Source organism: Caballeronia sp. GAWG2-1, assembly GCF_023631405.1.
Taxonomy (GTDB): domain Bacteria; phylum Pseudomonadota; class Gammaproteobacteria; order Burkholderiales; family Burkholderiaceae; genus Caballeronia.
Genome location: NZ_JALQDD010000007.1, coordinates 345,572 through 356,856, shown reverse-complemented (window position 1 = coordinate 356,856; position 11,285 = coordinate 345,572). Strand labels below are relative to the sequence as shown.

At 58.6% G+C, this 11,285-nt stretch carries 11 protein-coding genes and 1 pseudogene; 5 read left to right on the top strand and 7 right to left on the bottom strand.

What is annotated here, in order from left to right:
- Positions 1–589: 589 nt before the first annotated feature.
- Positions 590–1,047: pseudogene (locus tag NCR98_RS33310) on the bottom strand (bacteriophage T4 gp5 trimerization domain-containing protein).
- A 519-nt stretch (positions 1,048–1,566) separates the two neighbouring features.
- On the opposite strand from NCR98_RS33310, the gene NCR98_RS06550 reads away from it, so the two are divergent.
- Positions 1,567–2,946 (top strand): hypothetical protein, encoded by a 1,380-nt coding sequence (locus tag NCR98_RS06550; protein WP_250525798.1) that lies wholly within the window; start codon positions 1,567–1,569, stop codon positions 2,944–2,946.
- A gap of 8 nt (positions 2,947–2,954) precedes the next feature.
- On the opposite strand, the gene NCR98_RS06545 is transcribed toward NCR98_RS06550, so the two are convergent.
- From NCR98_RS06545 to NCR98_RS33475, 3 genes are all read right to left on the bottom strand, one after another.
- The gene (locus NCR98_RS06545; RefSeq protein WP_250464651.1) at positions 2,955–3,473 is read right to left on the bottom strand and encodes a CBS domain-containing protein; all 519 of its coding nucleotides are present in this window, start codon (positions 3,471–3,473) and stop codon (positions 2,955–2,957) included.
- Between the two features lie 63 nt (positions 3,474–3,536).
- The gene (locus NCR98_RS06540) at positions 3,537–3,845 is read right to left on the bottom strand and encodes a TFIIB-type zinc ribbon-containing protein (protein ID WP_250525797.1); all 309 of its coding nucleotides are present in this window, start codon (positions 3,843–3,845) and stop codon (positions 3,537–3,539) included.
- A gap of 111 nt (positions 3,846–3,956) precedes the next feature.
- On the bottom strand, positions 3,957–6,299 hold the full coding sequence (locus NCR98_RS33475; RefSeq protein ID WP_502799723.1) for a tetratricopeptide repeat protein: 2,343 nt from the start codon (positions 6,297–6,299) through the stop codon (positions 3,957–3,959).
- A 471-nt stretch (positions 6,300–6,770) separates the two neighbouring features.
- On the opposite strand from NCR98_RS33475, the gene NCR98_RS06520 reads away from it, so the two are divergent.
- Positions 6,771–7,469 (top strand): carbonic anhydrase, encoded by a 699-nt coding sequence (locus NCR98_RS06520; protein WP_244827862.1) that lies wholly within the window; start codon positions 6,771–6,773, stop codon positions 7,467–7,469.
- Positions 7,470–7,517: 48 nt separating this feature from the next.
- Here NCR98_RS06520 and NCR98_RS06515 read toward each other — a convergent pair whose 3' ends face one another.
- The gene (locus NCR98_RS06515; RefSeq protein WP_250525793.1) at positions 7,518–8,054 is read right to left on the bottom strand and encodes a DUF4142 domain-containing protein; all 537 of its coding nucleotides are present in this window, start codon (positions 8,052–8,054) and stop codon (positions 7,518–7,520) included.
- 153 nt (positions 8,055–8,207) lie between these two features.
- Here NCR98_RS06515 and NCR98_RS06510 point away from each other — a divergent pair, with 153 nt between their 5' ends.
- On the top strand, positions 8,208–8,435 hold the full coding sequence (locus tag NCR98_RS06510; RefSeq protein WP_244828022.1) for an FmdB family zinc ribbon protein: 228 nt from the start codon (positions 8,208–8,210) through the stop codon (positions 8,433–8,435).
- A gap of 203 nt (positions 8,436–8,638) precedes the next feature.
- Positions 8,639–8,914: a DUF1488 family protein gene (locus tag NCR98_RS06505; protein ID WP_244827860.1), complete on the top strand. Its 276-nt coding sequence runs from the start codon at positions 8,639–8,641 to the stop codon at positions 8,912–8,914.
- A gap of 70 nt (positions 8,915–8,984) precedes the next feature.
- On the opposite strand, the gene NCR98_RS06500 is transcribed toward NCR98_RS06505, so the two are convergent.
- Together NCR98_RS06500 and NCR98_RS06495 are read right to left on the bottom strand one after the other, a co-directional pair.
- The gene (locus NCR98_RS06500) at positions 8,985–9,449 is read right to left on the bottom strand and encodes a response regulator (protein ID WP_250508984.1); all 465 of its coding nucleotides are present in this window, start codon (positions 9,447–9,449) and stop codon (positions 8,985–8,987) included.
- Between the two features lie 76 nt (positions 9,450–9,525).
- Positions 9,526–9,993 carry an ElaB/YgaM/YqjD family protein gene (locus NCR98_RS06495; RefSeq protein WP_250525792.1) on the bottom strand — a complete coding sequence of 156 codons (468 nt, stop codon included), beginning with the start codon at positions 9,991–9,993 and terminating at the stop codon, positions 9,526–9,528.
- A gap of 341 nt (positions 9,994–10,334) precedes the next feature.
- On the opposite strand from NCR98_RS06495, the gene NCR98_RS06490 reads away from it, so the two are divergent.
- The gene (locus tag NCR98_RS06490; protein ID WP_250525819.1) at positions 10,335–11,276 is read left to right on the top strand and encodes a DMT family transporter; all 942 of its coding nucleotides are present in this window, start codon (positions 10,335–10,337) and stop codon (positions 11,274–11,276) included.
- Positions 11,277–11,285: the final 9 nt, after the last annotated feature.

Here is an 11,285-nt window from a genome sequence, read left to right as displayed (position 1 = left end):
GTTTAGCGTCTGAAATCCATCGCGTCACTTGCGAGGACTACGGTTCTTACACTGTTGTCGGCGAGTCGCGCCTGCTCTCGAATCACGTTTATTTAAATTCGACGGCTTAATTCTTATTCGGCACGGACAGGGTTTTAATAGGGGGAAGCGATAGATGTTGATTAGGACATTTCTAGTTGTGATTTTCGAGCACTGCTGAATATGTCTGATTATCCGAAGAAAAAGTAAGCTAAGACTGCTAAAGCAACGGTGTCGATTGCTGGCGCGTGTCGCGTACTTGGCGGTGCGGCCTAAAGGCGCCGGACATGGATATCTCGGAATTAATCTCTTTCGTCGCCGGAAAACCAATCGCGCTAAACTTTACCTGCTCCGTTACAAGCGGAAAGATCAATGATTGGCAGCCTATCATGTGAGGTGAAGTATTGAAGCTGTAATTTCACGTCCTTTGCACTCGATCAAAATACGGGAGAAGCTGAATTACGTAGTTGCCATCGGGCATTTTCAAAAGATAGATTACTGCTAGAAATGAAAATAAATTGATCGCAGTTTATATCTCCTTGCATTTCGACCGTCTGTTTCGCGCCGACTTTCACGCTTTCGTAAGCACCATCGTCACCGCCTGAAACGCGCCGATGGTCACCTCTCCGCATCGCGCCACCGAAACGGTTTCATCGATGCCTACCGCGTGCGTTGCAAGAGCACGGTCGCGGTCTCCAGGGCTTGGCGAGGATTGTGCGCTTGGCGTCAACGGTGATGGCTTCTTCTCGCCTACGGTATCGGTCCGGTTCGCGCCGATGGGAATCTTCTCGTTGTTGTTCCCCCGCTCGCTACGATCAATACCGATGGTGATCGTTTCGTCATGGCCAACCGACTCGGTCCGGTCGTGCTTCACGACGGTGGTTTCGTTGTTCCGATAATCTTCGTGTCGTGCCCGTCCCAGTGAGTCTCGACTGCAATATCCCGATTGCGCTCCGCATTTAGAAGTACATGCTCGCCGCCTTTCGTGTCGTCGAAGCGGAGTTGATTTTCGGACCTTGCACAAAAGATTTACGCGCCACGCGGCCCGGAGTGAAGGGCTGCTTGGCGTTGATGACGCAGAATCCGCATTCGCAGCCATTCTGTTGTGCGCTGTTGAAGGTCGCAGTCTGACAAGTCGATCTCGTAGCGCGATGAGATTCTGCGTGTTTTTTAGGCGCTACGCGGATGGCGTCAAGCCCGACAACATACGGGGCGGCTCGCACCCGCTGGCGGGCAGCGTCGTCCATCCTGGCCATCCATCGAGTCTCCCTTCGCGGCCATGATCACGCAATGCGCCAACACCGAATCCGTTGCCAATTACTTGGTAAGACTTAGAAGTAGCACCATTCAACGGCAAAACTATAAGGAGATGCCGTGTTTTTGCATGCAACATCCACCTATACTTAATAGCCGTTCGTCACCGATTAATTCAAAAATTGTCATCTTTCTCAAAGATTAATCGAAACTTCGAAACACAGTGACATCGAAGTGCCAGACTACCCGGTTACGCCAATTGAGCGCGTCCGCGTCAAACGACAGAGTCATCGCATGATCGAAAACTACCAGGACCTTCCGCCGAAACTATATGCCGGCGACATCGACGAATGCTTCGAGTTTCTCGATGCACGCCGCGCCGCTGACAGCAACAGCGCCGATTATTGGCATTGGCGCGCGGTAACGCATTTGCGCGCGCAGCAATTCGAGAAGGCGCTCGACATCTGTTTTTATCTGACGCGCGAGTCGGATGTCTTCGGCTACCAGATTCACTGTCTCGCCGATGCCTGCTCCCACTTGGGACTGAAGGAAACAGCGCTCACCGCCATCGATTACTTCGGAAAGAAGCCGACGACGCAGGCCATCGGCGCGTTTTTGTGGCGCGTCTACGGCTGGCACTATCTCGGCGAGGATCAACGCGTACTCGATTTAAATGCGGATGGCGTCGACGAGCATTCAGTCTACGTGCTCGGTCATCACCAGGCACGCAGCCAGATGCGGCTGCAAGGCATCGAACACGGGGTTGCGGCGATGCATCGATGGTGGTCGTCGCCAGAAGCGCGGCGCGTGCTCTTTCCGCATTTAAATCTCGACGGATACTGGAGCGGCCAGCGTGAATTGCCCGCGCGTATTACCGTCAAGTCGATTGCATCCGGTTACGGGGATCTTATTCAATGGGTGCGCTATCTAGGCGCGCTGGAAGTCATGGGAGTGAAAGTCGAGTATGAAGACAGCCGGTTCAGGCTCGTCATTCCCGAATCCGAACACGAGGCGCTTGCTGCCGCGATGCGCGCGGCCGGCTTCACACGCGCATCGACGGAAGGCGACATGTGGACCGATCCCTTCGCGCTCTTCACGTCCCTCTTCCCAGCGCTCGGTCATATGCCGTTGGGGCGCTATATCGAGCCCGCAGAGCCGGATGCGGCCGACGCCATTCTCGACACGATCTGGCATCGCGCGCGCGGCAGGCGCTGCGTAGGCATCTTCTGGTCGTCGTCCGAATCGCCGGACAATTTCGGTCATCGGAGCCTATGTTTGCCCGATCTCGACGCGCTGTTCGACCACTCCGGCGACATCTACTGGGTGATCATGCAGCGCGGCTTCGAGCGCAAGCGTTGGCTGGACGACCCGCGTTCACGCAATCTCAACCGTTTCACGACGCTCGATTCCAACACGACTTTCGCGCAATCCATCGCCCTGCTCGACCGGCTCGATGCGTTCGCCGGCAACGATGGCAGCCTGGCGCACATCGCGGGCGCGCTCGGCAAACGCAATTACTTGCTGCTCAATCAGGTCGCTGAATGGCGGTACGAACGCGATCCGGCGTTAACGAAGTGGTATCCGGCCACGCGGCTCGTACGCGCGAACGAGTTGGGGGGATGGCGTGGCTTGGCGGATAACCTGGGGCGTCTGTTGAATACGGATGCGCGCTGACTTGCGCATCAAGCGAAGCGCAGCGCCAACGTCTGCGGCACGGGACTGCGCCGGGTAAGCGCGCAAGCGGGCATTTCTTCGCTGGTTCCGCGAACGTACGTTTCCAGCTGCTCGATCGCGAACTGCTGTTCATCGATCAACTGCCGCACCATGTCGCCGATGGAAACGATCCCCATCAGCCGGCCGCATTCGATCACCGGCAAATGACGGACATGGCGCGTGGTCATGAGCGCCATGCATTCGTCGGTGCTCGTGCGCAGGCTCACCGACAACACGGGCGCGCTCATGATTTCGCACACGGTCGTATTGCGTGATGCCTTGTCCTGCAAGATGACTTTGCGCGCGTAGTCGCGCTCGGTGACGATCCCGCACACCGTGCCGTCCGCGCGCCCTCCCACCGTGACCACGACGGCACCGACGCCGGCCTTCGACATCAGCACGACCGCATCGAACACGCTCGCTTCGACGTCGATGGTATGCACCGCGTCATCGTTCTTGGCCTTGAGTACTTGCTTTACCGTTGCCATGCTTGATCTCCTTCGCGCAGCGCGCGGTTGGGTCGGATTGCCTGAAAAGTTGGAAAGACGGGTTCAGCCGAAGTCGAACAGATCGCCGAGAAACGACTTCTTCTTGCGTGAATGTCCATAGTTCGAGTGCGAGTCGCCATAGCGATGGTCGTCATAGCGCGGTCGCACGCGATGGTCGCGATCGTCGTCCTTGTCGCGCCACGCTTCGCGCCCTGCCGTTTGCTGCGGCGAGACCTGTTCGTCGCGCTGAATGAGCCGGTCGAGCTCGCCGCGATCGAGCCACACGCCCCGACAGGACGGGCAATAATCGGTTTCAATGCTCTCGCGCGAGGTCATCAGGAGATCCGTCGCGGGACACACGGGGCATTTCATGTCGAACCTTTCTTTTTGCTTACGATGACCTAAGCCTATCGCAGCATTCGACATTGAAAAACGTGAATTTTTAGAGGTGTCGGTTCGTAAAAACCGAAGCGAAGCTCTTTTTCAAGCGCCTGCCGAAGCGCACCACGCGCGCCACATCTGCCGATACGCCGCTTCCAGATTGCGCGTGAAGCGCGGTGCATCCATCATCGGCGAGCGTTCGAGCCTTGCGCGCAGCGTCGAGCGCAACTCGGTCAAACGCGGCAGATCGTTGGCGAGGCGAGTCACGACATCGACGTACGCCGCGTCGTCATGAACCACGAGTTCGCCGATGCCGAGATTCATCAGCAGGCTCAGACCCGCGCGGCTGACCGACGTGTCGCCCGCGCGCGATGGCACGGGCACGCCCATCCACAGGGCGTCGAGGCTAGTCGTGTGGCCGTTGTACGGATAGGTGTCGAGGCCGATATCGATAGATTGATAGGTCCGCAGATAATCGACGCGCGACTGATATCCCACGTACCGAACGCGCGACAGATCGACGCCCAACGCGCCGAGACGCTCACTGAAACGTTCGCGCGGGCCCGGACCGGCTAGCAGAATGAAGCGCGCATTGGGCACGGCGGCGAGTATTGCCGCCCACATGCGCAACGTGCGCTCGGACGCCTTGCACGGATTATTCAGGCATCCGAATGTAATACGACCGTTGCGCCACGCTGGCAATGCATTCACGTCCGGTGCATTCGGCGACGTGACGCGCGGATCGAAACACCAGAACGTCTCGGGCAACCACACGGTTTCTTCGCTATAACGATCCGCGAGATCGGCCGTGTCGCGCGGATCGATCCACGGGTCGGTCAGGCGATAGCGGATGGCGCTGCTGCCCGTCGTGCCCGGATACGCGAGCCATTGCACTTGCACAGGCGCCGGTCGGCGTGCGAACAATAATGGACGGCCGCGCGACATGTGCATCGTCAGATCGACCAATACGTCGATGCCATCGTCGCGAACGAGTTGCGCCAATTGCTCGTCGTCGAGCGCGTGAACGTCGCGCCAGGTATCGGCCATCGGACGGATCAGGTGTGTTATCGCGTCGGGCGTTTTAACGCTGGAATAACAAAAGATGTGGTACGCCGCGTGATCGTGTTGCGCGAAGACCGGCGCGGTGAACATGGCCTGGCAGTGTCCGTCGAAGTCTGGCGCGACGTAGCCAATTTTGAGCCGTCGCTCAGAATCGCGATTGTTGGTATGGACGATGTCATGGCGAAGCAGCGGCGCTTCGTGTCGCGCGGCAAAGCGCAAACATTCTTCGAGAATTTCGCGTGGCGTTTCTGCGTGATAGGTCAGCGCGTAGTTGAGATTTCGATGCACACATTCATCGTTCGGTCCGCAATAGACGGCGCGACGGAAGCTTTGGATTGCCTCTTCCATTGCGCCCATATCCTTGAGTACGCCGGCGAGGTTATTATGAGCCTCGGGAATATCGTCTCGGATTGCAATCGACCGGCGCAGGACTGATTCAGCCTCTTCAAGGCGACCGAGGCTTTGCAAAATGCGGCCAAGGTTGTTATGCGCTTCGACGTGATCCGAACAGCATTCTATTGCCCGGCGATATGTCCGTTCAGCGTCGTTCAGGCGATCTTGATGACCATAAAGTATGCCGAGGTTGTAGTGGATATCGGCAGCATCGGGCGCGAGAATCAACGCCTCGCGGTATTCAGCCTCGGCATCGCAAAGGCGCTCCAGCTTTTGAAGCGTATAACCGAGCGTGGTTCTTGCCTGTATGTTATCCGGCTCCAGAATGAGAACTCGACGATATATGCGTTCCGCATCCTCCAACGAATCAAGTGCGTGGTAGGCATTGGCCAGCCCCATAAGCGCATTCGTGTCGTCTGGACAAATCGACAATGCCGCGAGAAATACCACTTGCGCTTCTTGCACGCGTTGCAGCTTATGTAAAAACGCGCCGAGACCGACATGTGCCTCGGAGTAGTCTCGTCGGAGTTCGATGGCGCGCCGGTAAAACGCCTCAGCTTGCGCAAAGTCTTTCAGATCGTTCAAAACCTGAGCGAGATTAAAATTTGCTTCAGCAAAATCAGGGCGACACGCCACGGCTTGCCGCAAAGCCGCCTCCGCTTCCACGAGGCGTCCTGATTCGCGCAATAAATTACCCAGATTGTTGAATGCGTCCGCGTAATTTCCTCTAGCAGCAATTGCGCGTTGAAAGGCAATTTCAGCCTCAGCCAATCGACTTTGACTCTTCAAAAGATTCGCGAGATTGAAATGTGCGTCCGCAAAATCGGCGCGCGCGGCGCACGCCTGACGAAGCGCGGCCTCTGCCTCCACAAGACGTCTCTTTTTGACAAGCAGATTACCGAGATTGTAATGAGCCTCCGCGAAATCAGGACGAATGGCAATCGCCTCGCGATAGACAGTTTCCGCATCTTCTAATCTGCCTCGCAGCATCAGCAAATTACCGAGGTTGGCATAACCGCCGGCGTATTGAGGATCTTGCGCTACCGCACGACGCCAATGCGATTCGGCCTCGTCGAGTCGATTCAGCCGATAGCAACACACCGCGGCGAGATTCAGCGCTTCGATATCCGCATACGGCTGATTTATTTGATAACTCAGCGCTTCAAGCGCTTCAACGAACCGCTCGCTGGAGTAAAACGCAGCTGCTGCGCCGTATGAATCGGATTTGGCGGACATGCTTCGGGCACGCATAAGAAAATGGACCCAAAGATAACAAACCACCGGTCCGAATTCGTCAATAACTATAAAGAAACGTCCTCGCCTGCAAAGCGATTCCCCCACTCACGCCCTCTCCTGGTGCACCGCCCTTCGCTCCTTCGACTTGCGATCTATCTTAAAACCCCGCAAGCTCTCGCCTGAGCGCGAACCAACGCCGCGCATTGTCCAGAACCCGAGGCGCCCATGTCCGATAAATCGATGAGTGAAGAACGCAACGGCTCCGACACGCCCGACCTCCTCTATCTCCTTCAGGGCGCGGACGATTTCAGCCACTTCGTTTTCCCCGATAGCGAAGCGCTTTTCAAGAGTCTTGCGCGACGGCAAGCACCGCACACGCTTTTCATCACGTGCGCGGACTCGCGTGTGTCGCCCGAGATGATCACGCAGACGCGGCCCGGCGAGCTCTTCGTGTGCCGCAACATCGGCAATATCGTGCCGGCTTATGGGGAGATGCTCGGCGGCGTGTCGGCGGTAGTCGAATACGCGGTGCTCGCATTGAACGTGCGGCAGATCGTGATCTGCGGCCATTCCGACTGCGGCGCGATGAAAGGCCTCGCCTCGGGCGCAACCATCGCCGATGAAATGCCTACCGTGCACGCGTGGTTACGCAACGCAGAAGCGGCGCGCAGTGTGGTACGGGCGCGAAAACTCGAACACGAGCGCATGGTTCAGGCGATGGTCGAAGAAAACATCCGCCTTCAACTTACGCATTTGCGTACGCATCCGGCAGTCGCGGGACGCCTCGCGCTTGGCCAGCTTCAAGTGCAGGGTTGGGTGTACGACATCGGGCAGGGAAAGGTATCGATCTTCGACGAACACGGGGGCGGCTTCCAGTCGATTGCCGAAGCGCGCTTGCGCCTGCTACGAGAACAGGCGCGTTGAAAAACATGGGGATGGCGGCGTCAATAGGGCTGACGCCGCAACGAACGATTACTGCACGCCCTTCTTCGACGCGAGATCCTGCGCCATCTTCAAGTGATCCTGGATCGTCGGCAACGCCTTTTGCGCCGCTTCCTTCAGCTTCGCGTTCTGGCCGCCGTCTGCTTCCTTCTGGAATAGCGCCACTGCCTCCTGGTGGCCCTGCACGCCAACCTTCTGGATATATGCGGTATCGAATGCCTTGCCGTGCAGTGCCTTGAGCGAATCGATCGCGGAAGTATCCGAATTGTCCTTGGGCACGGTCACGCCTTTGGGCGCCGCCAGTTTCAGCTGCACGGTCAGCTTGGTATGGTCGACGATCATATGACGCGCGAAGCTCTTTACGTCCTTGTCCTGCGAGTGCGTCTGAGCAAGCTTGGCGGCATCGATTTCCGTGGATCCCGAAGACGACGCGCCCTGCACGAAATCCTTGTCCGGTTGCGTAAGGTCGTTGGCAAGCGTGGTGCTGGCAGCTTCGGTCTGTGCAAAGCTCGCGATTGGCGCGGCTGCTGCAAGCGCGGTGACGATCATAACGATATTGCGTTTCATGTGGCCTCCTGTGGCGATTGGTGCTATCTGCTGTCAGCAATGCAGGTGCCACTCAATGTTTTTCTGGCAGATTCGAGAATGCGTGAAGCGGAATGTCGCTTGCTCGAACTTGATAAACTGGTCGTTCATTCCATCTTCTGCCCGATAGAAGCCATGCCTGTCTACGATTACGAATGCGCCGACTGCGGCACTTTCGAAGCAAATCGCCGTATCGCCGAACGCGATGAACCCGCAGCCTGTCCACGCTGCGGTGAAACCAGCGCGCGCGTCACCATCGGCGCGCCATCGCTTGGACGCGGCGGTAACGGCGGCGCCAACGCGAGCGAAGATTCGGGGAGCTACGGCATGCGCCATCGCGGCGGTTGTGCGTGTTGTGGCTGATCGTTGCACGCGTGTCCACATGCGTTCGGGCACGGCCATTGCAAAAGCACGAACCCGTGGCGGGCGGCGTATGATGCACGGGACAGGCGCGTAGTTGTGCAGCTTGAGTCGAGTATCAGCGTCATTGCCGTTGCGCGACCTGAAGCGTGGATCACGAGCATTGCGGTCCACGTGCCTCAAACGAACAACCGGAGGTAATAAGGATGACGATAGAGTTCAGTGGGCGGCGTCACGTCGTGGCGGCAGCGCGAGTTGCGTTCGAAGCCAATGTAGATGGACGTGAAGTCTGGTGCAGCGTCTCTCTCGATGCGCTCAACGATCACTTCGGCAATACCGGCACCTCTTCCCATGCCATCCTCAGCGCGTTCGAAGGCGGACGCGTCGAAATCGAAGATTCAGCGCGGCGAGCGCTCGAACGCAATCACGGCCAGTCCGTGGAACTCGAAACCGGCGACTTCAGGAACAGCACGAAGCAATAGCAAAACGCGTACGCGTTGCATCGGGGCGGCGCCGCCGCCTCGGTGAACAAATCGACGCTCGATGCACTTATCAGTGCACGTAAAAACGCGTCACTGCATCGAAAAGCCGCCACACGGGGCACGGCATTCTGAAGAATCCGTCATAGCCGGCGCTCAACAAAACGTCGCGTGGGTCGCTGCTCTCCTCGGCCGCGAACGCAATCAACATCTGATCCAGCGATGCCTCCCTGCCACATTCGCGCAACGCGCGTACAAGTGCATGGTCGTGCTTTGCCAGCACCTCGTGCGCCTCGTTCACGCGTGTATCGATGAACAAAACCTGCGGCCGCCACATGTGAGCGAAATGAAGTGCGCTTTGCGCATCCGCGATCTGCACGGCATCGAAGCCACGCATGGCGAGCATCATTGCGAAAGACTCGCCGACATCGGACTCGGAATGCACGAGCATCACGCGCCGTGGATCGCTTTCCACGGCGGTACGCTGATTCCAGATTTCGCTGCGCCCGGGGCGCGTGTTGAAGGGTCGTCGGTTCATGTCGGAATGACGCAATGATAAGCACCGCGCCATTTACGTGATTTAGCAAGGACGAGGCCCGCACTTCGACAAAAGTTCAGCGGGCGGCCAGCAAGCCGACGATCAGTCCACCAATTGCCGCTAGTGCAATCGACTTCCACGGGTTGTAGTGCACGTAATCGTCGGCGCCTTCGGTGACGTCGCGATAGCGCATCGCAACGGCGTCCTTGGCGCGCCGCCCATGCTCGATGAACTTGTTCTTGGCCGCCTGCGGATGAAACCGGCTACCTAGATGCTGCGCCGTGACTGCTGCGGGCTGCGCGAGCACGGCCGGACTGTCGCCGCCTTCCAGCACGCTGCCATGCACGTGCCGCGACGGATGCGACGGATGCGCCGCGTGCGCCGGTTTGTGCGGCGCGCCGGGCGAGAGTGGAATCACGCCCTGATGCTGTTCGAGACCGGGCGTGAGCGCGGACCCGAGTGCGCCCTGCACGCGCCTTTGCCGAAGCGGCAGCGATTCGCCCGATGCCGCAACTCCCTTCTTGTTGCCGTTTGCATTGTCCATGGCGCTCTCCTTTTTACGTCGTCCCACCAAGTCATCAAGCCTGTCGTGAAGCCCATGTCACCCTTACGCAAGAGTCGCACCGAATGGGCGCCGCGGCAACTCGCTCCTGACGATATGGCGCCACGCGATATCGAATCAATCGCAATCTGGCTCACATATCCGTGAGAATTGCTCGTTTGCGACGCCCACACGGCCAGCCTACGATTCGGCGAACAAGAACGAAGCGTTTATCGGTGATGCGGGCTTGATGCTGCATGATTCGTTTCGCGCCGCGCAGAAGCATCCGCCCAACAAGCGCCGATACCATGGCTTCGCTCTTCCCTCCTCTTGCGAAGCCCGCCATGAATCCCGTCAATCTCGTCCAGTTGTTCATCCTTGCCGCACTGTGGGGCGGTTCGTTCCTTTTCATTCGTATCGGCGTAACGGATTTGGGCGTGGCGCCGTTGATGGCCTCGCGCGTCGGCATCGGCGCAGTGTTTTTGTTTGCGGTGCTCATGCTTCGCGGCCGCATGCGTCAGGCAGTCACCACGATGCGCGAGCGCGCATGGCCGCTTCTGATGGTCGGCATCCTCAACTCGGCCGCGCCGTTTTGCCTTTTCGCCTATGCGGAGTTGACGCTGTCGGCTGGCGTCACTTCCGTCATCAACGCGACGACGCCGCTGTGGGGCGCGCTCGTCGCCTACATCTGGCTCGACGATCGCCTGAGCAAGCTACGCATCGCGGGACTCGCCATCGGCTTTGCGGGCGTGCTCGCGCTGGTTTGGGATCAGATGTTCGTCCACGATGCCGGCGCCGCGCCCGTTGCACCGCTCGCCACTGCGCTCGCCGCCCTGGCCGCACTGGGCGCGACATTGTTCTATGGGATCGCCGCCAGTTACACCAAGCGGCATCTCATGGGTGTCGATTCGTTGATCGTCGCGACAGGCACCATGAGCGCCGCGACGCTCGTCCTGCTGCCGTTTGCGCTGTTCTGGTGGCCGACAGCGAGCGTGTCGACGCACGCGTGGGGCGGGGTGCTCGGATTGGGCGTGGCATGCACAGGCGTCGCTTACATGCTGTTCTTCCATTTGATCGCCGTGGCTGGGCCCGCTCGCGCGATTACCGTGACCTTCGTCATTCCAATCTTCGGAATTCTGTGGGGCGCGCTATTTCTCGCCGAACGTGTATCGATCGGGATGGCGGTGGCGTGCGGAATCGTGCTGATCGGGACAGGGCTTGCAACGGGCGTGGTCAAGCGCGTTGCGTGGCCGCGCGCACGACGCGCAGCCGCGGCGAAGCAGTGACGCCAGGAG